Source organism: Seonamhaeicola algicola, from assembly GCF_007997385.1.
GTDB lineage: Bacteria > Bacteroidota > Bacteroidia > Flavobacteriales > Flavobacteriaceae > Seonamhaeicola > Seonamhaeicola algicola.
Map to the genome: position 1 here is coordinate 361,829 of NZ_VOSC01000025.1, position 25,747 is coordinate 387,575.

The 25,747-nt window shown below is 32.1% G+C and carries 21 protein-coding genes; 5 read left to right on the plus strand and 16 right to left on the minus strand.

Features of this window, described 5'->3' with window-relative positions; translation table 11 throughout:
* Positions 1–5: 5 nt before the first annotated feature.
* The 3 genes from FUA26_RS10285 to FUA26_RS10295 all read right to left on the minus strand — a co-directional run bounded on the left by FUA26_RS10285 (position 6) and on the right by FUA26_RS10295 (position 3,838).
* Positions 6–2,321 carry a TonB-dependent receptor plug domain-containing protein gene (locus tag FUA26_RS10285; RefSeq protein ID WP_147135404.1) on the minus strand — a complete coding sequence of 772 codons (2,316 nt, stop codon included), beginning with the start codon at positions 2,319–2,321 and terminating at the stop codon, positions 6–8.
* Positions 2,311–3,225 carry a FecR family protein gene (locus FUA26_RS10290; RefSeq protein WP_246109120.1) on the minus strand — a complete coding sequence of 305 codons (915 nt, stop codon included), beginning with the start codon at positions 3,223–3,225 and terminating at the stop codon, positions 2,311–2,313. The genes FUA26_RS10285 and FUA26_RS10290 overlap by 11 nt, the downstream gene beginning before the upstream one ends.
* Positions 3,226–3,319: 94 nt before the next feature.
* A complete protein-coding gene (locus FUA26_RS10295) occupies positions 3,320–3,838 on the minus strand; it encodes an RNA polymerase sigma factor (RefSeq protein ID WP_147135407.1) in 519 nt (172 codons plus the stop codon).
* A 156-nt stretch (positions 3,839–3,994) separates the two neighbouring features.
* On the opposite strand from FUA26_RS10295, the gene FUA26_RS10300 reads away from it, so the two are divergent.
* From FUA26_RS10300 to folD, 3 genes are all read left to right on the plus strand, one after another.
* On the plus strand, positions 3,995–5,746 hold the full coding sequence (locus FUA26_RS10300; RefSeq protein ID WP_147135410.1) for a hypothetical protein: 1,752 nt from the start codon (positions 3,995–3,997) through the stop codon (positions 5,744–5,746).
* A gap of 164 nt (positions 5,747–5,910) precedes the next feature.
* Positions 5,911–7,239, plus strand: a complete 1,329-nt coding sequence (gene ffh / locus FUA26_RS10305; protein ID WP_147135412.1) for a signal recognition particle protein — start codon at positions 5,911–5,913, stop codon at positions 7,237–7,239.
* A gap of 106 nt (positions 7,240–7,345) precedes the next feature.
* Positions 7,346–8,221: a bifunctional methylenetetrahydrofolate dehydrogenase/methenyltetrahydrofolate cyclohydrolase FolD gene (gene folD, locus FUA26_RS10310; protein ID WP_147135415.1), complete on the plus strand. Its 876-nt coding sequence runs from the start codon at positions 7,346–7,348 to the stop codon at positions 8,219–8,221.
* 67 nt (positions 8,222–8,288) lie between these two features.
* Here the strand turns inward: folD and FUA26_RS10315 are convergent, their stop codons facing one another.
* From FUA26_RS10315 to FUA26_RS10355, 9 genes are all read right to left on the minus strand, one after another.
* Positions 8,289–9,023 carry a LytR/AlgR family response regulator transcription factor gene (locus FUA26_RS10315; protein WP_147135418.1) on the minus strand — a complete coding sequence of 245 codons (735 nt, stop codon included), beginning with the start codon at positions 9,021–9,023 and terminating at the stop codon, positions 8,289–8,291.
* Positions 9,024–9,027: 4 nt separating this feature from the next.
* Positions 9,028–11,094: a tetratricopeptide repeat-containing sensor histidine kinase gene (locus FUA26_RS10320; RefSeq protein ID WP_186826896.1), complete on the minus strand. Its 2,067-nt coding sequence runs from the start codon at positions 11,092–11,094 to the stop codon at positions 9,028–9,030.
* 230 nt (positions 11,095–11,324) lie between these two features.
* Positions 11,325–12,839, minus strand: a complete 1,515-nt coding sequence (locus FUA26_RS10325) for a leucine-rich repeat domain-containing protein (RefSeq protein ID WP_186826897.1) — start codon at positions 12,837–12,839, stop codon at positions 11,325–11,327.
* Between the two features lie 118 nt (positions 12,840–12,957).
* Positions 12,958–13,716 (minus strand): 23S rRNA pseudouridine(2604) synthase RluF, encoded by a 759-nt coding sequence (gene rluF / locus FUA26_RS10330; RefSeq protein WP_147135426.1) that lies wholly within the window; start codon positions 13,714–13,716, stop codon positions 12,958–12,960.
* A gap of 3 nt (positions 13,717–13,719) precedes the next feature.
* A complete protein-coding gene (locus FUA26_RS10335; RefSeq protein WP_246109121.1) occupies positions 13,720–14,559 on the minus strand; it encodes an alpha/beta hydrolase in 840 nt (279 codons plus the stop codon).
* A 3-nt stretch (positions 14,560–14,562) separates the two neighbouring features.
* Positions 14,563–14,925 (minus strand): cupin domain-containing protein, encoded by a 363-nt coding sequence (locus FUA26_RS10340; protein ID WP_147135429.1) that lies wholly within the window; start codon positions 14,923–14,925, stop codon positions 14,563–14,565.
* Positions 14,926–14,934: 9 nt separating this feature from the next.
* On the minus strand, positions 14,935–15,492 hold the full coding sequence (locus FUA26_RS10345; protein WP_147135431.1) for a hypothetical protein: 558 nt from the start codon (positions 15,490–15,492) through the stop codon (positions 14,935–14,937).
* A gap of 25 nt (positions 15,493–15,517) precedes the next feature.
* A complete protein-coding gene (locus FUA26_RS10350) occupies positions 15,518–17,068 on the minus strand; it encodes a helicase HerA-like domain-containing protein (protein ID WP_147135434.1) in 1,551 nt (516 codons plus the stop codon).
* A gap of 96 nt (positions 17,069–17,164) precedes the next feature.
* A complete protein-coding gene (locus tag FUA26_RS10355; protein WP_147135437.1) occupies positions 17,165–17,884 on the minus strand; it encodes a hypothetical protein in 720 nt (239 codons plus the stop codon).
* A 119-nt stretch (positions 17,885–18,003) separates the two neighbouring features.
* Here FUA26_RS10355 and FUA26_RS10360 point away from each other — a divergent pair, with 119 nt between their 5' ends.
* A complete protein-coding gene (locus tag FUA26_RS10360; RefSeq protein WP_147135439.1) occupies positions 18,004–18,633 on the plus strand; it encodes a 7-carboxy-7-deazaguanine synthase QueE in 630 nt (209 codons plus the stop codon).
* Positions 18,634–18,643: 10 nt separating this feature from the next.
* The gene (locus FUA26_RS10365; RefSeq protein ID WP_147135442.1) at positions 18,644–18,967 is read left to right on the plus strand and encodes a DUF202 domain-containing protein; all 324 of its coding nucleotides are present in this window, start codon (positions 18,644–18,646) and stop codon (positions 18,965–18,967) included.
* A 53-nt stretch (positions 18,968–19,020) separates the two neighbouring features.
* Here FUA26_RS10365 and FUA26_RS10370 read toward each other — a convergent pair whose 3' ends face one another.
* The 4 genes from FUA26_RS10370 to FUA26_RS10385 all read right to left on the minus strand — a co-directional run bounded on the left by FUA26_RS10370 (position 19,021) and on the right by FUA26_RS10385 (position 25,746).
* Positions 19,021–19,566 (minus strand): DUF2911 domain-containing protein, encoded by a 546-nt coding sequence (locus FUA26_RS10370; protein ID WP_147135444.1) that lies wholly within the window; start codon positions 19,564–19,566, stop codon positions 19,021–19,023.
* A gap of 115 nt (positions 19,567–19,681) precedes the next feature.
* Positions 19,682–20,959 (minus strand): YCF48-related protein, encoded by a 1,278-nt coding sequence (locus tag FUA26_RS10375; protein ID WP_147135448.1) that lies wholly within the window; start codon positions 20,957–20,959, stop codon positions 19,682–19,684.
* 45 nt (positions 20,960–21,004) lie between these two features.
* Positions 21,005–24,346, minus strand: coding sequence for a bifunctional amidotransferase subunit GatB/aspartate--tRNA ligase AspS (gene gatB/aspS, locus FUA26_RS10380; protein ID WP_147135451.1), 3,342 nt, complete (start codon positions 24,344–24,346; stop codon positions 21,005–21,007).
* Positions 24,346–25,746 (minus strand): amidase family protein, encoded by a 1,401-nt coding sequence (locus FUA26_RS10385; RefSeq protein WP_147135454.1) that lies wholly within the window; start codon positions 25,744–25,746, stop codon positions 24,346–24,348. Before FUA26_RS10385 ends, gatB/aspS begins: the two co-directional genes overlap by 1 nt.
* Position 25,747: the final 1 nt, after the last annotated feature.

Genomic DNA, 25,747 nt, shown 5'->3' on the forward strand with positions numbered 1-25,747 from the left:
TACAGTTAAAAATACACCCTAAAACTTACGTTTGGTGTAATGCCTAAAGATTCGTTTTCAATGGTATTAATATTACCGTCATTGTCACGTGTGTGGTATGTGTTTATTATGTTTTTTCTGTTTAAAATATTCCAAACAGAGGTGCCAATGGAGGCATAGGTAGTTCTTGAAAGATTAAATTTATAAGTTGCAGAGCAATCTGTTCTTAAATAATCTTTTAAGTTGCTATTATTTGGGCTTTTGTACACTATTGCGTTGCTTTGGTTTTGGGTTTCTGCAGGTTGCGTTGTGGGTTTTCCTGAGTTCCAGTTTACGCCCAAAGCCAATTTAAAATCATTAAAAGTATATGTGCCAGCAAACGTTATGGCGTGCCTAATATTTGTGTTGTTAGGGAATTTTTTACCGTTATTTAAGTTTGAAAAGATATAATTATTATCACTAAATGAGTACGAAACCCATGTGCTAACTACATCATTAAATTGTTTGTTTAATAAAATATCAATGCCTTTAATTTCATAACTACCGGTGTCATTTACAAATTGATATTGGTTTTGAAAACCCTGACTACGGGTTGTAATGCCATTAACCTTTTTTATATAAGTTTCGGCACTTGCCATAAAACCATTTTTTTTAAAATGAATACCAACCGATGCTTGTTTACTTTTTAAAACAGGAATATTAGTGTTGTTTGAAAGTACCCAACGGCGTTTTTCAATGCCTAAAAAATCATTTTGTAAATCTATAATTTGTGATGTGGTTTGACTTTTATATTCGCCTAAAATTTCAAACCTAAAGTTATTTAAAAACCGTTGGCTAAAACTTAAACGCGGTTCAGCAAATAACATGCTAAATTTTTTAATATAATTTAAACGTGTGCCAAATATTAGTTTGGTGTTTGCGCCGTATGATAATAAATTAGTTTCGGCATATACAGCATGGCTTCTTATAACTTCTTTTATATAACTTCTAAAATTAGGGTTGTTTACATCTTCTAAATTACTAATGCCAACCTCGGTAAATTGGTAGCCACCATTAATTTTTAATTGGTTATTATGTGTGTAGTTTATATCAATTTTTGCAGCACCATCATATACTTCATTTTCTTGTACTAAGCGTTGGTTGTTTAAAATATCGTGGTTGGTGGCATCTAAATCATAGTTTGAAACATATATTAAAGCGGTTGTTTGTAGTTGGCTATTCCAGTCTTTTATATATGTTATACCTGCAGCCGTATTTTGCTGCCATAGCTTGCTGTTTAATACTTCGGGCCTGTTGTTTATGGTAGATTGTTCTTCATAATTCAACCTATTATTAACGTTTAAAGCATGAAAGCGAAGCTTATCTGTTTTTGAAATATCAAATAAGAATTTAGCCGAAATATCATAAAAATAAAATGATTCGTTTTGCGAAATGGTATTGGCGCCTTTGTTATTATTTGTAAAATCTGAATCTTGAAAAATACGCTTAAAATACTGATTGTAAGTACTGGTTTCAATAATATCGGTAACAGAACGACGTGTTGAAAGTTGTAATTCGGTATTTTTTGAAAGCGGAATTTTTGCAAAAATATCGGCATTTATAAAATTAACACCAGCACCAGTTTTAAACTCATTATCAATAGTATTGGGTAATTGCATGTCTATAACACTAGAAATACCATCGCCATACTTGGCACTTGACCCATTTTTATAGATGTTTATTTTTTTTGTTATATGCGGATTAAATGCGGAAATAAGTCCGAAAAAGTGCCCAGATTGATACATTTTTATACCATCCCAAAGTATTAAGTTTTGGTCGTGTGTGCCGCCTCTAACATTTATATTTGATACGGTTTCATCTGTACTTAAAATACCCGGAAGCGCTTGTATAGTTTGTAAAACATCGGGTTCAATTAAACCAGGTAGAATACCAAAAGCTTCAGGTTTTATAGTAACAGTGCCGTCATTTAATTTTGTTAAACCAGTGGTAAGATAATTGCTTATTATAACTTCATCTAAATTTTGAACTCTAAAACTAGAGCGCTTTTTTTTTGCAGGTTTTATAACAATAAATCTATTGTTTAAAAGTTCAAAATTTAAATGCGTTTCTTTTTCAAGTGTATTTAAAGCATCTTTTAAGGTTGCATTGTTATTGGGTAATTTGGCTTGTTTGTTTAGTATTGTTTTATCAGCGTAAGAAAAACTAATGTTATATTTTTTTTCTAATGTGTTTAAAATTGCAGAAAGCGGTTGTTTTTCTTTTTGAATGTTTTGTGCTTTTAAGATAAAAACATTTAAAAAAAACAAGAAAAAAGTAAGTGATAATAGCTGTTTACTGCGCACGCTTTAAAGTTATATTACCGTTATTATTGCTGTATGTTAATTGTAAAGGTAATGTAATAGATTTTAAAGCTACATCAATGTTGTTGTGTGTAAAACTGCCCGTAAAAAGCTCTGCAGAATTTACGCCAACAAGGGTAATATTAACATTATATTGCCTTTCAAACTCAGCAATAACTTGTTTGTATGGTAAACTTTTAAACTTACTTTCATTATTTAACCACGAAGGTGTTGTGTTACTTTCTTTTTGTTTAGCAATTTTTTTCCCATCAATAATTAAAAAACTGTCGCCAGGTTTTAATTTAGTTTCAATAGAATTAAAAGTAACACCAACTAACCCTTCGTAGCATATAACTTCAAAATAATTAGCTCTTTGTTTTACGTTAAATTGGGTGCCGTAAACAGTTACGGTGCCGGCTTCAGTTTTTACATTAAATGAAGCGCCTTTGGCCACTTTAAAAAAAGCTTCGCCTTGTAATTTAACTTCACGATTATTTTTCCATTTGCTTTTATTGTACACTAAAACAGATTTGGCATTTAAAAACACATTAGAAGCATCGGGCAATGCAACTTCGGTTTTTTGTGCCATATTAGTTGTAATAGTTGTGTTTAGTGTAGTTGTGTAATAATAAAGCCCAAAACAAATGGTAATAATTGCGGCAGCGCGCATAAATGGTTTTATCCAGTTTTTTTGCGACTTTTTAGTTGTTTTTATGGTGTTAAGTACATTGTTTAATGCTTGTTTGTCATCAAAATTAGGAGCTTTAAAGGCTTTAATGTTAGTGTTTAATTGTATTAAATCATTATAGTCTTCAAGTTTTTTAAATGCTTGAAGTTCCTGATCATTCAAATCATTATTTAACCATTTTAATATTAAAGCTTCTCTGTCCATTTTCTCTGTATTCAATTATAAAACAAGTTACTTTTATTTTTTCCTACCCTTGTATTTGTTTTTTTTCTAAGATTTAAATTTTTTAGTTTTTTGCTTACTAAAACTATCACTACAACTCTTTAATGTCTTTTCGTAATTTTTCCAAAGCACCATAAATACGTTTTTCTACCGCTTTTGTTGAAATACCTAGTATTTCGGCAATTTCTTTAAAACGCTTTCCTTCAATACGGTTCATTAAAAATGCAACGCGTTGTGGTTCGGTTAAGTTAGCCAAAGCCCTTTGTAATTTTTTATTGTATTCGTTTTCTTGCATTAAAAATTCAGGGCTTTCATTGGTGCTAAGCTTGGGTTTTGCTATTTGTTGGTGCTTTAAAACAACCTTTTGGTGTGCAACCTCATTGAGCATTAGGTTGTTAGCAGTGGTAAACAAAAAGCTTTTAGCTTTGTCTGGTGTTACTTTGCTGCAATTTTCCCAAAGTTTAACAAATGCCTCTTGGGTTTTGTCTTTTGGGTTTAAAAAATTGCCAAACTTATAGTATAGAAAATTGTGTAAATCTGTGGCGTGTTTTTTAAAAATAGACGAAAAAATACGCTCTTCACAAATATTATCGCGTAGTTGTTTGCTCATTTTAAGTTTAGTTAATGCCACTAAAATAAAGGTTTTAGCACTTTGTTTCAGGGTTTAAAATTAATTTTTTTGATTTTTTTTAACAAAAAGGGTAGGAGTTTTTAAACTTAAATTGTTTTATAACCAAAAGCTATGTGTAACCCAAAATTAAATACTATGAAAACTAAATGGAGAATTTTACTAATGCTACCTTTTTTTGCCCTAATGTTATTTACAGCATGCCAAGAAGAAGTAGTTGAAATTACAGAACCATCAGAATCTGAGGCCTTAGTTGCTGAGGCAGAATTAACAGCCTTTGTTAGTGCTACCGCTAAAATGGATGGCTCTAAAGATAATATTATAGACCAAGCAAGCTGTATATCAGTTAAATTGCCACTTACGGTTATTGTAAACGGTTTAGAAATTATTGTAGATTCTGAAGAAGATTTTGATGTCATTGAAGCCATTTTTGATGAATTTGATGATGATGAAGATAATTTAGATATGATTTTTCCAATTACAGTAATTAATGCTGAACATGAAGAAATTACCGTTAACAATGAAGATGAACTTGAAGCTTATGTTGAAGCCTGTGCTGGCGAAAACGAAGAGGATGATGATATTGAATGTATAGATTTTAACTATCCAATATCATTCTCAATTTTTAATGCCGATTTTCAAATAATTGACACCATTCAAATTGAAAACGATAAGCAATTGTTTCGTTTCATGAAACGCATAAAAAACAAAGAAGTAATTGCAAGTATTAATTACCCTGTAAGCTTAGTATTAGCCGATGGTACTCAAATTGAGGTTAACAATAATCAAGAACTTCACAATACAATTAAAGACGCTAAAAATGCTTGCGATGAAGATGATGATAATGACCATAATGATGACGATTTTACTAAAGAACGTTTAGATGAATACCTAAAAAAATGCCCATGGTTAGTTAAAGAATTTAAAAGAGATAACCAAGATAATACTGAAGGCTTCTTTGAGTATGCAATTAATTTTAAGGAAGATGGTGTAGTAATAATGAGAGACAGAGAAGGCGATATTTTAACAGGAAATTGGGAAACCAGAATTACCGATAGAGGAGCCAAAATAAAAATGACTTTTGAAAACTTAGCAGACTTTACACTAGATTGGTATGTGTATGAAATTGAAGAAGGTAAAGTTAAAATTTATCAAGAAGGCGGTAACCGTATTATTTTAAAACGTAATTGTGATGTTGTTATTGAACACACAAAAGAACGTGTAGAAAACTACCTAAAAGAATGTTTGTGGCGTATTACAAAAATTAATGTAGAAGGAACTGATAATGATAAGCAATACATTGGAACGCCTTTAAAATTTTACGATGATAATGTAGTTAAAATTAGAGTTGACGGACAATTAATTGAAGGCACTTATGAAGTAATAGTAAGAAATGCTGGTATAGGGTTAGAAATTAATTTAGAGGGCAGGCCAAATTTAAAATTACAATGGTTAATAACATTTCTTTCTGAAAACTTAATAAAACTTGAAAATGTAAATAACCAAATGGTTTTAGCTAGACATTGCCCAGAGCAAGACCAAGATATAAACTACATTTTAGATGTATTAGTTTCTAGTGAATGGAAAGTTGCAAACTACACAGATATGGGGGCAGATGAAACTCAAAACTACGCAGCATATGTAATTGGGTTTAATGAAAACGGAAAAGTATTTGCAGAAGGCAATGGCAACAACTTCTACGGCTCATGGTTATCATACAGAAACGAAGGATTGTTTTTAGGTTTAAACTTTAAAACACAAGATGAACCTTTTAGTGAATTTACACACCGTTGGAAAATTAAAGAAATATCACCTAACAGAGTAGAGTTAAAAGACTATTCATCTACAGGCGAAATAGAGCGTATTCTGGTACTAGAAAGCACACAATAATTAAAAATAGAAACTTGGATTTTCGGTTTTTAGGTTAATTAGCTAAGTTTCCTATTAAAAGGCTGTCAATATTGGCAGCCTTTTTTATGTATTTTACAAAAAACAAACTTTATAAATACAGGGCAATTCACTAAATTTGCAATTCTTAAAATTTAAAGAAAATTATGTTTAATAATTTAAGTGATAAATTAGATAAAGCTTTACACGTATTAAAGGGGCACGGAAGTATAACCGAAGTAAATGTTGCTGAAACCCTAAAAGAAGTAAGACGCGCTTTATTAGATGCCGATGTTAACTTTAAAATAGCCAAAGATTTTACCAACAAGGTAAAAGAAAAAGCACTTGGGCAAGATGTATTAACTACATTACAACCAGGGCAATTAATGGTTAAAATTGTAAAAGATGAGTTAACACAACTTATGGGTGGTGATGCAGCAGGTATTAATTTATCAGCTACACCAAGCGTAATTTTAATGTCTGGTTTACAGGGTTCTGGTAAAACTACCTTTTCGGGTAAACTAGCAAACTATCTTAAAAATAAAAAAACTAAAAAACCGTTATTAGTAGCTTGTGATGTGTATCGTCCTGCAGCAATAGATCAGTTACATGTTGTTGGAGATCAAATAGGTGTTGAGGTTTTTAGCGATAGAGGAAATAATGATCCTGTAGCAATTTCGCAAGCAGCAATAGCACATGCAAAATCTAACGGGCATAATGTAGTCATTATTGATACCGCAGGTCGTTTAGCCGTTGATGAAGCTATGATGACTGAAATATCAAACATTCATAAAGCCATCCAGCCACAAGAAACCTTGTTTGTGGTAGATTCTATGACGGGGCAAGATGCCGTTAACACAGCAAAAGCATTTAATGATGTATTAAATTTTGATGGTGTTATACTTACCAAATTAGATGGTGATACACGTGGTGGTGCAGCAATTTCAATTAAATCTGTTGTAAATAAACCCATTAAATTTATTGGTACAGGTGAAAAAATGGAAGCTATTGATGTGTTCCATCCTTCACGTATGGCCGATAGAATATTAGGCATGGGAGATGTTGTGTCTCTTGTTGAAAGAGCTCAAGAACAGTTTGATGAAGAAGAAGCAAGAAAACTTCAAAAGAAAATTGCAAAAAACAAGTTTGGCTTTGATGATTTCTTAAAACAAATTCAGCAAATAAAGAAAATGGGTAACATGAAAGACCTTATTGGTATGATACCTGGCGCTGGAAAAATGATGAAAGATGTAGATATTGATGACGATGCTTTTAAAAGTATTGAAGCTATTATCCACTCAATGACGCCAAAAGAAAGAGAAAACCCATCAATAATTAATGCAAGTAGAAAAAAACGCATAGGTAAAGGCTCAGGGACTTCAGTACAAGAGGTAAACCAATTGTTAAAACAATTTAACCAAATGAGTAAAATGATGAAAATGATGCAAGGTGGTGGTGGCCGTAAAATGATGCAAATGATGCAAAACATGCGTTAATCTTGTTAAAAGTTAAAAGTTAAAAGTGTCATGCTGAGCGCAGTTGTGGCATCTTAAAAAATAAAAAATAAAACTTGGCGTCTTTTACGCCTTTGCTAGAAAAACTATGACAATTTTAGACGGTAAAAAAGTTAGTAACGATATTAAAGAAGAAATAGCAGAACACGTAGCTGCTATGGTAACAAAAGGTGAAAAAGTACCTCATTTAGCCGCCATATTAGTTGGTAGTGATGGTGCAAGTATGACCTATGTAAATGCAAAAGTAAAAGCCTGCCAAAAAATAGGTTTTAATTCTACGCTAATTGAATTACCCGAATATACTTCAGAAGAAGAATTGTTAGAAAAAATACACGAGTTAAACAACAACAATGATATTGATGGTTTTATAGTACAGTTGCCATTGCCAGAACAAATAGATGAGCAAAAAGTGCTAATGGCTATAGACCCTGATAAAGATGTAGATGGTTTTCACCCAACAAATGTAGGCCGAATGGCTTTAGATTTACCAACTTTTTTACCAGCAACACCATACGGAATTATGGAGTTATTGGAGCGTTACCAAGTTGAAACATCAGGTAAAAATGTTGTGGTTATGGGGCGTAGCCATATTGTAGGACGCCCAATGAGTATTTTAATGAGCCAGAAACGTAAAGCAGGCGACGCTACAGTTACAGTAGTTCATAGTCGTTCAAAAAACTTAAAAGAAATTACTTTAGCTGCCGATATTATTGTGGCTGCCATAGGTATATCAGAGTTTTTAACCGGCGATATGGTTAAAGAAGATGTTGTGGTTATTGATGTTGGTATTACGCGTGTACCAGACCAAACCAAAAAAAATGGTTACCGTTTAGCAGGCGATGTTCATTTTGAAAGCGTAAGTAAAAAGGCAAGCTATATTACACCAGTTCCTGGTGGTGTTGGCCCAATGACTATTGCTATGCTTTTAAAAAATACGCTTTTAGCAAGAGAAAGAAAGGCCTAATTGTTAAAATAAGGAAAGTGTATTTGTTTTTATAATAGGTTTTTTAGTAAAGCTTAATAAATAATATTTACTTTTTCCAATTTAAAAATACGTTTAAAAAATGTTCTTTTTTACGAGTAGATACGGGTATTTTTTTGCCATTTTTTAAATAAATAATACCAGATTTATCATATTTATCTATAAATTTTAAGTTAACCATAAAAGATTGGTGCGGTCTTATAAACGAAGCTAATGTTAAGCGTTCTTCAAATTCTTTTAATGTTTTTGAAACTAAATATCTTTTTTCATTACTACAATGAAAAGTAGTGTAGCCTTTATCAGATTCGCAAAACAAAAGATCATTTAAATCAATAACTTGAAAACTATCTTGTAGTGATAAAATTAATTTAGAATCTTCATCATTCCATATATCTTTTACAGTTTTTATTTGTTGTTTCTGTTTAGCTGTAGGTATAGCTGTAACTTTTTTTACAGCAGTTTCAAGTTCTTCTAAATCTACAGGTTTTAAAATGTAATCAACAGCTCCAATTTTTATAGCTTTTAAAGCATATTCTTCATAAGCAGTAATAAATATAATTTTAAAATCTAGATGCTCTGTTTGTTCTAAAAAATCAAAGGCATTACCATCTGTTAGGTTAATATCTAAAAAAATTAATTCTGGTTTACAGCTATTTGTTACAATTACAGCATCTTTAACAGATTCACATTCGCCAATTACGTCAACTTTGGTGTCTATTAATTGTAATAAATTAAGTAAACCTTGCCTTATGTATGATTTATCTTCTACTATTAGTGCTTTCATTAATTTAAATTATTATGTAAGGAATTTCAAGTGTAACTAGAGTGCCTTGTTTTCCATAAATTTGTTTGTCTTCAATCTTTACAGAACCAGGTATCTTTAAATCTTTTGAAAGTATTTTAATACGTTCTGAAGTTATAGTTGTAGATAATGATTTTTTGTGCTTTGCTTTACTGTAGCGTTGGTAGTTAACACCAACACCATTATCACAAATAGTACAAATTAATTTTTTATTTAAATATCTTAAGCGAATATCTATTTTTTTGTTTTCTTTTTGATTAATAAAAGCATGTTCTACGGCATTTTCTACAAAGGGTTGAATGAGCATTGGTGGTACTTCAAATAATTTTGTATTTACAGTGTTTTCAACTGTAATAGTACATTTATACGCTTCATTTTCTAGATTTTGAAGTGTTAAATAATCTTGAACAGCTCTTAATTCTTGAGTTAATGAAACTGTTTTGTCTCTTGAGTTTTCTAGGGTTAGCCTAAGTAATTTTGAAAATTTTGATAGATAATGAATTGATTTTTTTTCTTCTTTATTTAAAATCATGCCCTGTAATACTGAAAGCGAATTGAAAATAAAATGAGGTGTCATTTGAGAGCGTAATAACTTTTGTTCCATGACTACATTTTGAGTTTTAGATTTTACATTCTTTAATTTTTGGGCAAAAATAATAGAGCCTAGTATAATAGAGATTAACAGTATTCCAATAATGGCCCATAAATAGTGCCGTTTAGATTTTTCTAAATTTTGAGAAGTAGTTTGTACTGTTTTTTTTAATTGTAATTCTTTAATACTAGCAGAATCTAGTGCTTGCTTATATTTATACTCGTACTCTAATTGGGTAATTTTTTCAATGTTTTCTTTATTAAAAAGACTATCGTTTAATTTTTTATACTCTATATGGCTAACTAAAGATTTTTTATAGTTTCCTGTTTCTTTGTAGATATTAAAAAGTAGTTTTTCTGTATCTCTTTGTATATCTGTTAATTTTAATTTATTGGCTATTTTTTGGCACTTTAAACCAAAAATTAAAGCCTTATTAAATTGCTTTTTTTTAAAATAAATTTTTCCTAAACCTAGATAAGATCCGCATAACCCGCGCTTATTTTCAATTTCAATGTTTATATTTTTTGCATTCTCAAAATAAGAATTAGCTTTATGTAGCTCATTTAGTTCAAAATAGATTTCGCCTATTTTGTTTAAAGTTTCGGCTTCATCTGATCTGTTGTGTTTTTTTATGTATACATTCAAAGCGGCAGTAAAATACTCAAGTGATTTCTCATATTCCTTTTTGTATTTATAAGATTCTCCTAGGTTGTGAGAAATTGATCCGTAATTATCATGGTTAGGTTCATTTAAGGCTTTTTTATGAAATGAAATAGCTTTGTCATAATCTTGTATACGTATATAAATATTACCTATTGATATTAGGGCGTCACTTATATTTTTTGGTTCTCTAAATTTCTTAGCATTTTCTAGTGCCTGGTTTAAATATTTTAGTGCCAAAGGATGATTACCTTGGTGGCTGTACATATTGCCTATAGAGGTTAAACATTCCTGAAAAATCTTATGATTACCATTTTTATCACTTATTAATAAAGCCTTGTTGTAATAAGAAATACATTCATCAAATTTGCCAATTTTATAATAGTAATACCCAATATAATATAAATCTTCTTCAACTTTTTCATTTCCAATACGTTCTCTATATTTTACACGCTGTTTCCTATAATGTATGGCATTATTAAAATTACCTTGGTTATTGCTAAAAATACTTAAATTCCTATAAGAATTTATAACTTGTTGATGCATGTTTATTTCATTAAACAATGAAATAGCTTCTTTGTAATACGTATCTCCAAATTGGTAATTTGAATTCCTGCTAATAATTAAACCTTTGTAAAATAAACTGATAGCTATACCTTTTTTAAATTTTACTTCTTTTGAAATGGTTTCAGCTTCATCTAGAAATTTTATATTTTCCTGAAAATCATTTTTATAATTATTTTCAACTATTTTTAGGAGAAGATTAACTCTTAATGTATCTTTTTTGTGCTGTAATTTCAACTCATTTTTTAAACTATCAATTTTTTTGGTCTGAGCAAAAACGTACGTGTTACATAAAATGAGGATTAGCATCACTAGATGTATGTGGAATGTTTTCATTTTACTAATAAACAATTTAATTTTGATAGTAAATAAAATAATTAGAGCTCTATATTCTCGGTCATTATAAAAATTAACCGCAAACTTTTTTAAAAGTATGCGGTTAGTTAATAATTAGATGTTGCGTTATGCTACTTTACAAATTTTTTAGCAATTCTACCTTCATTAAATTGTAACTCTAAAATATAAATACCATTTGATAATGTTTCTGTTGAAATAAAGGTTGCCTTACCTTGAGTAATTTTTGCGCCAGTTATATTGTAGATAGAATACTTTTTTAAAGTTAAACCATTATCTGATGTTATTTCTAAACCATTATCTTTTGTAATTACTTTAATTTGGTTATTAAGCTCAAATTGTGAAGCACTTAATGTGTTAACAGAGTTAAAACCAGTCCATAATGCTCCAGGGTTTGTAACGTAAGCACCTTCCGTTCCTGAAGGTATATGTAGGTTAACACTACTTCGTGATAGATTGAATGTATCTGAATTAGGGTTACTGCTTGTACTTATGGTAGGGGGCACTATGCCTTCACAATAAACATCTGTTATAATATCTCCCATTCCTCCAAAAGCAATAACTCCAATATTGGTAACACTTTCAGGTATAGTTATTGTTGTTAAACCTGTAAAACGAAATGCATAATCGCCTATAACAGAAACATTATTTCCTAATGTTATATTTGTCATATTTTGGTTTTGTGCAAAAGCACCATTATTAATAGTAGTTACATTGTTTGGTATAGTAACTGAAGCTAAATTGTTAATAAAGAAAGCTTTTTCGCCAATATTTGTAAGAGTACTGGGCAAGGTCACATCTGTTAGTCCTTTGTTTTCAAAAGCTTGGGTTCCTATTTCAATAACGCTATAGGTTATTAAACCATTTGGAATTGTAGTAGGAATATTTACTACGGTTCCGCCAGTAGTATTGTAATCTATTACTTTTACAGTGCTATTAGCAGCCGAAATAACTTCGTATGTAATATAATTATAAACATAAGTATCTCCTGTATTTAAATTTTCTGTTACGGTATTAAAACCTGTCCACAGAGCACCAGAGTTTGTAACATAAGCTCCCGTTGTACTTGTTGGTATGTATAAGTCTATGTTGCTTCTGTTTCCTCCTACAGCAAATGAATCGCTATTACTTGCTGCGGTTGTTATTGTTGGAGGTGCTGTAGCCAATGAGGTAACTGTTGTTAAGGGGTTTCCTCTAAAAGCACCAATACCTATGCTGTTAACATTTTCAGGTATGGTAATACCTTGTAATTGATTGTATTGAAAAGCATACTCGTCTATTGTAATTAAACTACTTGGTAATACTACACTAGTTAGGTTTGTGTTTCCAAAGGCTTGTTTTCCAATACTAGTTATTGTATTAGGAATACTAACATATGTTGTTGATGAGCCTTGAAAAGCATAATTACCAATAGAAGTAACATTATAGGTGTTACCTGCGTTAGAAACTGTGGCAGGAATATCTATATTATTGTTATTTAATGTACTACCTGATGTTAATGAAACAGTTGTAGCAGATGAAACAGCATATTGTAATTCGTTTCCGTAGCTATCTGTAAATGTAAACGTTTGCGAATTAACTATAGCTGCTATAAATAAAGAGACTATAAATAGTAGATTTTTTTTCATGTTGTTTTGATTTTTTAGGTTAAAAAAACCAAAGTACATGACTACTTTTTAATATTATATAGAGAATTTTTATGTGATGGTTTTAAAACAATTTACGCTATGTCTTAATTAATATTTGTTATTGTTTTCTCTTTACTGTTTTAGGTTTAAATTCTTTAGTAGAGTTACTAATAAGTTTACTTAATTCACTAAACTCGTCTTTGGTAAGTTCACGGTGTTTACCAACTGGTAAATCTAGTTTTATATTCATAATTCTTACCCGTTTTAGTGTTTGAACTTCGTAATTTAAATGAGCGCACATACGCCTAATTTGCCTGTTTAAACCTTGGGTTAAAACTATTTTAAAAGTGGTAGAATTTATCTTTTTTACTTTGCAGGGTTTGGTTGTTTGTTTTAGCTCATCAAGGTAAATACCTTTTTTCATGCGTTCAATAAAGGTTTGCGAAATAGGTTTATCAACCGTAACAATATATTCTTTTTCATGGTTGTTGCTGGCTCTAAGAATTTTGTTTACAATATCGCCATCATCGGTTAATAAAATTAAACCTTCACTAGGTTTGTCTAGCCTACCAACGGGAAAAATACGTTTGTGGTAGCCAATAAAATCTATAATATTATCTTTTTCAACACGTGTATCAGTAGTGCAAACAATGCCAACAGGTTTGTTAAAGGCCAAATACACAAAATGGTCTTTGGTGTTTTTAATGATTTCACCATCAACTGCAACCACATCGTTGGGCGCCACTTTAGTGCCCATTTCGGGTACAGTGCCATTAATAGTTACTCTGCCAGCATCAATAAGTTTATCAGCTTCTCGTCTAGAGCAATAGCCAACTTCACTTAAATACTTGTTTAATCGTGTTAAATTATCGCTCAAAAGTTAGTTGTTTATAAAGTTAATTATTGCATCATCAATACTTGCATCTTTTAGACCATGACCAAAACCTTCGGTGGTTTTTAAAGTTGAATTTTTATAATTTCTGGCAATAAGTTCAGCTTCATCATAACCAATAATTTTATCGTGTTTATCATGAATGATTAATCCTTCGGTTTCTATTTTTTTTGTGAAATTAGCCGAAGAAAAATAGGCAGTACTATTATCAAAACGTTCTTCAACCATTTTATTTAGCCCATTTTCAATTTTACTATTGAAATTTAACATGCGTACATAGCCTTTGAAAATTTTGGTAAATTCTGAAGGAGCACCCAACAGTACTAATTTTTCTAAGGTTTTAAATTGATAGTTATGCTGAAAAAATATGGATGCCATTCCGCCAACAGAATGACCAATAATTATATTAGGTTTATAGTGGTTTGCCACCTCATTTATAAATTCAGAATATAAAATAGCATTAAATTTAGTACCGCTAGATTTTCCGTGTGCAGGACCATCAAGCGCTACAATATTGTAATTAAATGCTTGTAATTTTTTAATTAAATTTTTCCAACGATAACTGTTGCTTTCCCAACCGTGAGCCAATAAAATAGTTTTGCCACTAGCAGGCCAATTGTAAGTTTGTATAGTATGGTTTTTGTATTGTAATTCTAGATGTTGTGCCGTGTCAAAAAATGCATTTTGTTTATTAGTTAAACGGCCTTTGCGTGGGGTCATAAAAATATCTAAAGCTTTTGAAGTTGCATATTTTGGAGCAATAAAGCTTAAGGTATTTAATGATGTTCCTATAATTTTAGGTATACTTTTTTGTATAATCTTTTTCATGTTCTAATCTTCTCTATGGACCAAATCCATTGAAAAAGCGGGCAAACAAATGGCTAAGTATTCACAAGGTTCTTTAAACGGATTTGAATACTGTACACGTGTGTGTTTTTCAATTTTTATAGATTGTCCGGCATGCAAAGTTACAACCTCGTCTTCAATTATAAATTGTTTTTTTCCTTTAATGATAAATGTATACTCATCAAATTCGGGCGTTTGAAAAGGTTCGCTCCAGCCTGCTGGCGCAATCATGTGAGCAATACTAATTTGTGAATTACCGTTTGTGGCGTTGCCAAAATGCTCTTTTATGGTTTTGCCATCACTGGTTGGTACTATAAACGGCTTGTTTTGTATGGTGTACTTTTTCATAATTTATAATTAATCATTCCACATTAAGAAAAAGTATTTAATTTTAGCATTATCAGGAATGTGAGTTTCTTCAAAATCTAAATTTAAATCAAATCGTAAATTAGCTGGTAGTTCTTTTTTATCAATAACAAAGTTGGCATTAATTTCTTTTACAGATAGTGCTACAGAGTTTATTAAGTTATCAATTTTAGAAATTTTATAAGCTGATGCTATATCTTTAAAAGTACTAGCTGTAGATATGCCTTTAACTGTTTTATACAAAGGATCAATAATTTGAATACTTTGTATTGTTGAGGTAGAGTCTAAAGCATTTTCAGGGGTTAGTACTAATAGTTTTTCACCAGTTTTTTTAAATACTTCTATGTTGTTTATGCCGCCAGCAAACTCATCACCTGCGGTGTATTTTGCCACTGAATCATTTATGAAAATAGTTTTTAAATCTTTAATTTGGGTTGAGTCTGTTAGTAAACCAACATGTTGTTTGGCAACTTCAAATGGGTTTTGTTCTTTTTTACAACTAGAAAAAAATAGGGTAAGCGCTAAAAGGCTAAAAATTAATTTACGCATGGGTTTTTGTTTTAAATAATACAGCTTATCTGTTTTTCATTACTTTGGTTAGTATACCAAAAACGCTTCTAATAAACGTGGCGCTTGTTAGTACTTTAACAACAGGATTCATTCTTGTGCTTCGGCGTCTGGTTGAGGTAGTTCTAGACTTTCTTTTTGCTTCAGCTTTTTTTAAAGCTTCTTGTTCTTGTTTTGCTTTTTCTTTGGCTTCATCAGCCTCAGCTTTTTTAATTTTTTCGTTAAGCATTTCATAAGCACTTTCTCTATCAATAGCTTTATTATATTTTTTTGCTAGTTTAGAGTTGGCTATAAGGTTGCTAAGTTCAGTATCTGTTAAAACATCCATACGGCTCATTGGTGCGCGCATCATGGTTGCAGCTAATGGTGTTGGGCGGCCTTTTTCGTCTAGAGCAGATACTAAGGCTTCGCCAATACCTAATGATGTTAAAACTTCGGTAGTATCATAATAATCAGATTCGGGGTAATTTTGCGCTGTAAGTTTAATAGCTTTTCTGTCTTTAGCAGTAAAAGCTCTTAAGGCATGCTGAATTTTTAAACCTAATTGCCCAAGAACTTCTTCAGGAACATCGGTTGGGTTTTGGGTTACAAAATATAAGCCAACTCCTTTACTACGTATAAGTTTTACAATGCTTTCTATTTGATTTAATAAGGCTTTAGATGCTTGGTTGAAAATTAAATGAGCTTCATCAATAAACATGACAAGTTCGGGCCTATCACTATCACCTTGTTCGGGGAAGGTAGAGTAAATTTCAGCCAATAAGCTAAGCATAAAGGTTGAAAATAGTTTTGGTCTATCTTGTATATCGGTTAGTCTAATTATATTTATGTAGCCTCTTCCGTTTTCATCAACGCGTAGTAAATCATCAACTTCAAAAGAGGTTTCGCCAAAAAATAAATCGGCACCTTGTTGCTCTAATTCAATAATTTTTCTAAGAATAGCACCTGTTGAAGCGGTAGAAATACGCCCATAAGCTTCTGTAAATTCGGCCTTACCTTCTTGTGTGGCGTATTGTAATATTTTTTTAAAATCTTTTAAATCTAAAAGCGGTAATTTATTGTCATCACAATATTGAAAAATAACTGATACAATACCACTTTGTGTTTCGGTTAAATCTAAAATTCTAGATAATAAAACGGGGCCAAATTCACTAATAGTTGCTCTTAGTCTAACACCATCTTGCTCTGATAAAGTTAAAACTTCAACAGGAAAAGCTTTGGCTTCAAAGGGTAAGCCTATTTTTTCATGGCGTTCATCAATTTTTGGGTGTCCAGCACTTGCTTGAGCAATACCACTTAAATCGCCTTTAATATCCATAAGTAAAACAGGTATGCCTTTTTCACTTAAATTTTCGGCCAATACTTGTAACGATTTTGTTTTACCGGTACCCGTTGCTCCAGCTATTAAACCATGTCTGTTTAGGGTTTTTAAAGGTATTTTTACATGTGCACCCGTAACAGTTTCGCCATTTAGCATAGCGGCACCAACAGGTATAAAATCACCTTTTGTTTTATGACCTTCAGTTATATAATTAAAAAACGTTTCTTTAGTATCCATGCCTTATAATTTTGCATAAAAATACACTAAAAGCAAAAAGAAAAAAAATAGATACTTAGGCTTTAATGTTTTAATTTGAAAACTACTGAGCAACAGTTATCTGTAAGCCTCGTATATAACTAAAATATCATCAGAGTGGTTTGTAACGTTTAGTGTAAAACCATTAGAATTAAAACTGGATAGCGATGCATTTGTTAGACCTAAAGAGTCACCGTTTTGGTTAGAGTATCTAATACCAATTGCATGACTACTAGATGCGTAACGCGAAATATCATTAATAGAGTTTCCACTACCACCAATGTACATTACTTGTTGTGCAATAGAGCCGCCAAAATTATTAGCGTATCCGCTCATCATACCAAAAGCATTGGCTAACCCAGAATTGTTGTTTCCTACACCGTTATCAGAATTTAGGTTGTTAGTTTCAACGTTGGCGCATGCCGTAAATTTTATTTGAGATGGCATAAATGGTAATCCGGTAATTGTTGTAGTGCCTGTGCTACTAATAATAAAACTACCAAAATAAGCTGATGATGATGCGCTTGTTTGTATAGCACTCCAAATAGGTGTTGAAGGTGAACCACTGTTATACTGAAACATATTTGTTGAGGTGTTAAACACCATTAAACCAATAGCAGGATTTGCAATGGCAGCAATTTGAGCATCGGTTAATCGGGGTATTAAAATACCTTTGTCGGTGCTTTCAACATCTAAAATAGATGAAGCATCAGGTGTAGTGGTACCAATACCAACTTGAGAAAAACTTAAACAAAAGTTTAGGCATGTGCATGCGAGTAGGCAAACTATTTTTTTCATTTTGAGAGAATTGAGAGATTTGGGTAAATCAGCAATTTATAATGTAAAAATACGTGTTTTTAATTGAATTTCAAAATTCATAAATATAAAACCATACGAATACGTATCTTTGTGCCCTTATGAACAGAGAGATACAAACATTGGTAGACAAAGGCGAAATGTTGCCTTTAATGGAAGAGTTTTACACCATACAAGGTGAAGGTTATTATAAAGGAACCGCTGCCTATTTTATTAGAGTTGGTGGTTGCGATGTAGGTTGTCATTGGTGTGATGTAAAAGAAAGTTGGAATGCTAATTTGCATCCACCAACAGAAACTACAAAAATTGTTGAAAACGCAAAAAAATACAGTGATACCATAGTTGTAACAGGTGGCGAACCTTTAACGTGGGATATGACGTTACTTACAACACAATTAAAAGCTGAAGGTTTAAAAACTCACATTGAAACTTCAGGAGCTTATAAATTAACGGGAGAATGGGATTGGATTTGTTTATCGCCCAAGAAAATGAAATTACCAACCAAAGAGGTAAGTAAAAAAGCTAATGAACTTAAAGTAATTGTTTATAATAAAGACGATTTTCGTTTTGCAGAAGAGCAAGCAGCTAAAGTGAGTGAAAATTGTATTTTGTACTTACAGCCAGAATGGAGTAAGCGTGATAAAGTAGTGCCGTTAATTGTAGATTATGTTATGCAAAACCCTAAATGGAAAGTATCATTACAAACGCATAAATATTTAAATATTCCGTAAACTAAAGGTTATGAAGTTACCAAGCTTTGGAAGACATTTTAAGCCCGATGAGAAAGTAATTTTAAGAGATTATTTAGCCATTGAACGTACACGTTTAGCAAATGAGCGCACATTGCTGTCATACATAAGGTCTTCATTATATTTATTGCTTGGTAGTATTGCTTTTTATCAATTGAAAGATTTTCCTAATTTTAAATATTTAGCAGGCGCATCATTAGTATTTAGTGGTTTATTTTTAATAATTGGTGTGTACCGGTTTACAACATTAAAACGAAGTTTGAAAAAACTCTATTACATGTCTGAAGCTTTAGAAAGTTTAGATGATAAAGCATAAAAAAAGCGCTGAGAACAAATTCAGCGCTTTTTTTTTATGTTGTAGTATAATTATTATTTAGTAAACGGTACAGCAACTCTTGTTGTGCCCCAACCTAAGTGCATAGTAACCCCGTTTTTAGCTTCAGTAAAAGCTATTGAAAAAGCTTCTAAAACATCGGTGCTAGTAGTTACAGGCACAGTAAGTCTTGCAACATCATTAGCTTCTTTGTAAAAATATGATCCCCAAACATTAACATCTTTACTAATTATAGCTGTCCATTCATCATCACCAGGAATGGTGTAAAATGTATACGTACCAGCTTTAACAGTGGTATTACCTAATTTCATATCTGTAAACAATGTAAGTTCTGCAGCTTCGTTAGCTCCAACTCTCCAAACTTTTCCGTTAGGAGCTAAAGTAGCAAGGTCTCTTCCTTTTAATTGTGGACGACTGTAAATTATTCTAATTAATTTATTTGAATCTTTATAGCTTGTAGGAAATGCAGCTGCATCCATTGGGCTTTTGTCTAAATCTCTAAATTCTTGAGCGGTAACATTGGTAGTTAAAAATAAGGTTAAAGCTAGTGTAATAGCACCTAAAAAAGATAATTTTTTCATGTTTTTTGTTTTATGTAATTCAATTAATGTGGTCTGCAAGTTAGTGTGAAACTTACCTTGTAAACGTTAAATTTTACATAAAATATGTTAAAGCCTGAAAGCTTAAAACTGAAAGTTATAATTTGATTATTTGTTTTGAAACTCTGCCTAAGTTATTGTGAAATTCAACAATGTAAATACCACTAGATAAATGGCTTACGTTAAAATTGTATGTTTTTGTTGTAGAGGCTGTTATAATATCTCGCTGAAGTTTTTTTATTAATTTACCATTGTTATCATACAAATTTATAAGAAGATTATCTGGTGAATTAAAGCCTATTGTAAAAGCTAAGGTTTCTTTAATTGGGTTTTTGGTTATGGTTATGTTTAACGGGTTTTTAGTGAAAGCTTCCTTTAAGTTTTCAGTGTTTAAAGACTCATTACTGTATTTATAAATACCAGTGCCGCTTGCATAAGCTAACGTGTTGTTTAATACAAAAATGCGGTTTAAATTTCCGCCTATGTTTAAGTTTGTCCAGGTTTGCCCGCCATTAGTAGTTTGATAAAAACCAGTATTATGCCCACCCATCCAACCGGTATTTTCATTAATAAAACCTACAGCTTGTACATCACTTTCAGGAGCATCAAAACTAGTCCAAGTAATACCAGCATTTGATGAAGAGATTAATTTACCGGGGTTAGGGGCAGTGCTATAAACTGCTCCAAAAAATATGTTGGGATTATTGTTTAAAATTTGAAGTTTCCAAACATATTCACCCGCAATGTTAGAGTTGTAAATTTCTGTCCAAGTTTGTCCACCATCAGTGGTTTTTAAAATAATAGCCCCAGTAGTGCTTTTGCCAGCAACATAACCAGTGGTTTCAGAAGTGAATTTTATTTCAACTAAAGCTGTAGCGTATGCAGACATATCAATGTATTGCCATGTGTTACCGCCGTCTGTAGATTTTATAACGTGAGCAGGCTCAAAATAAGCGCCACAACCATAAATTGTTGAAGCTCCAGCAGTATCAAGGCCACAAATAGCATTGGGGTTTGGGCTTATGTTGGTAACTTCTGCCCAAGTTTGTCCGCCATTAGTAGTTTTAAAAAAAGTATCATTTAATGTGCCTAAAAAACCAATATTTTCATTTAAAAAAATGATGTTTCTGAAATAATAATTGCCTGGTAAATTGGTTTCATTAAGTTGCTCTGTCCAAGTTAAACCGCCATCGGTGGTTTTGTAAACAGCCGCATGCCAACCGTTTGCGGCCCAACCTGTAGTTTCGTTTAAAAAGAAAACATCATCAAAACGTGTTCCATCTCCGTTTGAAACTAAGTTGGGCACTGTTTGCCAATTTGCTTGTGCAAAGGTGATTATACCTATAAAAAGAGGTAGTATTTTTATGAATTTCATATAACAAACTTAGCTAAAAAAGCTATAAGGCAAGTTTTGAAATATTTATTTTTTCATAACTTTTACATTCATTTCTTCAACCTTTTTATCAGATAAAAGTGATGGTGCGCCAAATAGTAAATCTTCACTGGTTCCTGTTTTAGGGAAAGCCATAACCTCTCTAATTGATGCTTTCTTTTCTAAAATCATCATTAAGCGGTCTACACCCCAAGCAATACCACCGTGTGGTGGTGCGCCATAATGGAATGCCTTGTACATGGTGCCAACACTTTTCATCATCTCTTCTTTGTTGTACCCCATATTACGGTAAGTGGCTTCTAAAATTTCAGGTTTGTGGGCACGAACAGAACCGCCACCAATTTCATAGCCATTCAAAATTAAATCATATTGTTGGGCTATAATTGAACCAATTTCTTCTTCTTTGCCGTTTATATGTTTTTCAATATCATAGGTTGCTGGCATTGAAAAGGGGTTGTGGGTAAATGTCCAGCTACCTTCGTCTGTTTTTTCAAACATAGGAAAATCTACCACCCAAGCAGGTCTTAATTCTTTTGCGTTTATTAGGTTTAGCATACGCCCCATTTCTTGCCTAACAGCATCTAAAGCTTTGTTTGCCGTGGCATAATCGGCGGCAGAGAAAAATACAATATCACCAACTTTAGCATTTGTTGCTTTAATAATATTGGCTGCTATAGTTTCGCCTAAAAACTTAATGATAGGCGATTGTAAATCATTTTCATTAACAATAATGTAAGCAAGCCCACCTAAACCATGTTCTTGAGCAATGCTTGTAAGTTTTTCAATTTGCCCTTTAGACATGCGCTTTTTACCTTGCTCTTTAGCTGATACTTTTATACATTTTACAATACCGCCTTCATCAATAGGTTTGCTAAATACTTGGAAAGTAGTATCTTTTACTATAGCGGTTATGTCTTGCATTTCTAAACCAAAACGAAGATCGGGCCTGTCACAACCATATTTATCCATGGCTTCTTTGTAGGTTAAAACTTCAAAAGGTTTTAAAATCCATTTTTTACCATAAATTTTAGTAACAATATCATTGAACATTTTGGTGTTCAAATCTATAATTTGTTGCATGCTGGCATAAGCCATTTCAATATCTAATTGGGTGAATTCTGGTTGGCGATCACCGCGAGAATCTTCGTCTCTAAAACAACGTGCAATTTGGAAATATTTTTCATAACCACTTACCATAAGCATTTGTTTAAATTGCTGAGGTGCTTGTGGTAAGGTGTAAAAAGCTCCGGGTTCTTTACGTGAAGGCACAATAAATTCGCGCGCACCTTCATCTGTTCCTGCACTTAAAATTGGTGTTTCAATTTCAAGGAAATCTTGTGCATCTAAAACATCGCGTATTAATTTTATAACCTTGTGGCGGTTTCTAATAACGCGGTGTACATCTTGATTTCTGTGGTCTAGAAATTTATACTGAAAACGTGTGGTTTCATTAGTTTTTAAAGCGCGTTTTATTTCAAAAGGTAAGGTTTTTGAAAGGTTTAGAATTTCTAAAGCTGATGTTTCTAATTCTATAGTGCCTGTTCTTAAGCTTGGGTTGAAATCGTCTTCTTTTCGTTTTACAATTACACCCGTAACCATAATGACAGATTCTGGTTTAAGCTTAACCAAATGATCAATGTTAGCAAAGGTTTCTCTGCTTAAACGCACTTGGAAAATTTCATTACTAGAATCGCGTAAATCAATAAACATTAATTCACCATGATCTCTAACACTAGAAACCCAACCCGCTAATGTTACCGTTTGTGATATGGCATCTTCTGAAAGTTGCGTTGCAATATGTGTTCTGTATTCATCTTTAATAACTAAAGGAATTTGTGGTAAAACTTCTTCCTTTTGTGTGGTTGTTGATTGTTGGTTGTTGGCTATTGATGTTTTTTTGCTGTGAACTTCTGCATTTTGTTTTTCATCATTTTCGGCAGAAAGTGCTTTTAAAATACTTTCGCGAATTACTTTACCAGAAGCACCTTTGCCAATAATAGCAATAACTTTACCAACTAGAATACCAGCTTTTCCTTGGTTTCCAGCTTTAATATCGTTGGCTACAGCTTCGTTTTCAGAAATTACTTTAGCAATAGCATTGTTTATAGTGTTTTCTGAAATAGTGTTTTCTTCAAAATAGGTTTTATAGTTGAAGTTATGATTTTCTATAAGTTTTGTAATAGCATTTTGAGCTAAAACAGGTGTAACTTTATCATTTTTTAGCAAACTGAAAACTTCAATAAAATCATTGATGTTTTTAATGCTTACGTAATCTTCAGGTTTTAAGTTATTGGTTAAGGTTTTTGCAACAAATGATGGTTCATTTATGGCGTTGTTTATAGAAACAAAGGTTTCAGAGCGTAACGCATCTGCAGTAAAAAATTTAGCATCTTGCGGTAGTACCCCACCTTTAATTAAAATACGCTCTACAGCATAAGGTAGTGCACTTGTATCAACATGTATGGTGTTAATAGCATCTTTTATGTTTACAAAAGGTAAGTCTGGCTCAGAGATAAAGCGGTAATCTGCCTCAAACTCTTTTTTACGCATGGTTTTAGTTTGCTTTAAATCGGCATCAAATAAAACGGTTGTTTGGTCTGGTCTAAACTTTTTATGCTCTAAAAAGTAGTTGAGTTGTTTGCCAACTTCTTCAATTAAAGCTTCTGTCATGAATTTAAAGGAGTTGAGGTTTTTAATCTCTGTTCTTGGGTTTAATTCATAACTATGTTTTTTTCTTAAAGATACTGATACATCAGATTTGAATTCACCTTTTTCAAGGTTAGCTTCAGATATTTTTAAGTTTTGAACAATACGTTGTAGGTATTGTGCGTAGGTTGAAGCGTCTTCAATATTTCTAATACATGGTTCAGTAACAATTTCAATTAAAGGCACGCCAGCTTTATTAAAATCTACTAAAGACACGTTTTTTTCGTGTATTAATTTAGCTGCATCTTCTTCAATATGTACTTGTGTTAAATTTACCGTAAATTCAGTGCCGTCGTTTCTAAAACATGATACTTGCCCGTTTGGAATTACCGGATTGTGAAACTGTGTGATTTGGATGTTCTTTGGGTTGTCAGGGTATTCATAATGCTTTCTGTCCCAAGAAATGACCTCATTACTAAAGGTAGATTTAACTGCTTTTCCAAAGTAAATAGCTTTGTTAATAGCTTCTTTGTTTACAGCAGGTAAAACACCCATTTGCCCAGTACAAACAGAACAAATATGATGGTTTGGTATATCTGTCTCTTCATTAGGACACGAGCAGAATAATTTGGTTTTTGTATTTAATCTAATATGGGTTTCAAGCCCAATAACCAATTCTAATTCGTGCGCTTTTAACGCTTCATTTAATTGCTCTAAATCCATTATAGTATGTCTTTTAAGAAGTTAGCAAACTTCAAAACAAGTTCATCATTATTTTTTGCAGCTGTAATTTGCAAGCCTGTTTCAGTGCCATTAGGAACGGTTAGGGTAGGTAATTGCCCTAAACTGAAACCAACAGTGTAAGCATCAGATAAATACATGGCTAGCGGGTCTTTTAAGCTATCGCCAATTTTAGGAGGTGCCATTGGTGTAACTGGAGAAATTATAATGTCAACTTCGTTAAAATCGTTTTCAAAATTTTGAGAAATTTGATCTCTTAATGCTAGCCCTTTTAAGTAAATTTCATCACTAAAGCCTTGTGATAATACTTGGTTACCGCCAACAATTCTGCGTTTTGTTTCTTCCGAAAGGTTTTCAGAACGCGTAATAGAATAGCTTTCTTTTAAATTATCGGCATCAATTCGGTTACCGTAATTTGTGCCATCTAAACGCGATAGGTTAGAGGCAGTTTCGGCCATTGCTAATGTGTAATAGGTAGATACTAAAGTGTCTGCTTCAAAAAAATCTAAAGCTTTTACTTCAATTCCTTTTGCTTTTATATTTTCAATTGTTGAAAGAAAATCTTTTTTTATGTTTTCATCAATAGCTTTACTATCAACAAAGTTTTTAAAGTAGCCAACGGTTTTTATGTTTTCTGCATTTAAAATGGCATTTTGCTCAATTTTTGAAGAAGCGTAAGTGGTTTGGTCTTTTACATCTTTACCGCTCATAACATTTAGTACAATACGGATATCTTCAATAGATTTTGCAATAGGGCCAACACAATCTGTTGATGAGGCATAAGCCATTAAACCGTAGCGAGAAATACGACCGTACGTTGGTTTTAAACCATAAATGCTATTGTAACCAGCAGGTTGACGTACAGAACCGCCGGTATCACCGCCTATTGAAAATACGGTAAAATTTTTAGCAACATTTACAGCAGAACCACCACTAGAGCCGCCACCTACTAATTCTGGATTTTTGGCGTTTTTAACAGCACCAAAAATGGTGTTTTCACTAGATGAGCCATGGCCAAAACTATCGCAGTTTTCTTTTACCAAAGGTATGGCGCCAGCATCTAATAATTTTTTAATGGCTGTGGCTGTGTAAGCAGATTTGTAGTTTTTAAGTAAAGTTGAACTGGCTGTGGTATAAGTACCTTCAACCATATATACATCTTTAATACCAAAAGGGATACCTTCTAACAAACCAATAGGTTCACCGTTGGCTATTTTTTCATCTACTTTTTTTGCCAAATTAATAGCAGTTTCATCAAGTAAACTATTAACAGTATTATGGGTGTTTGGTTTTAAAAGGGCTAATTTTTCTTTAACTAAATTAGTGCAAGAAATTTGTTTACTTACAAGTTTATTATGTAATGAGCGTATTTGAGAATCCATA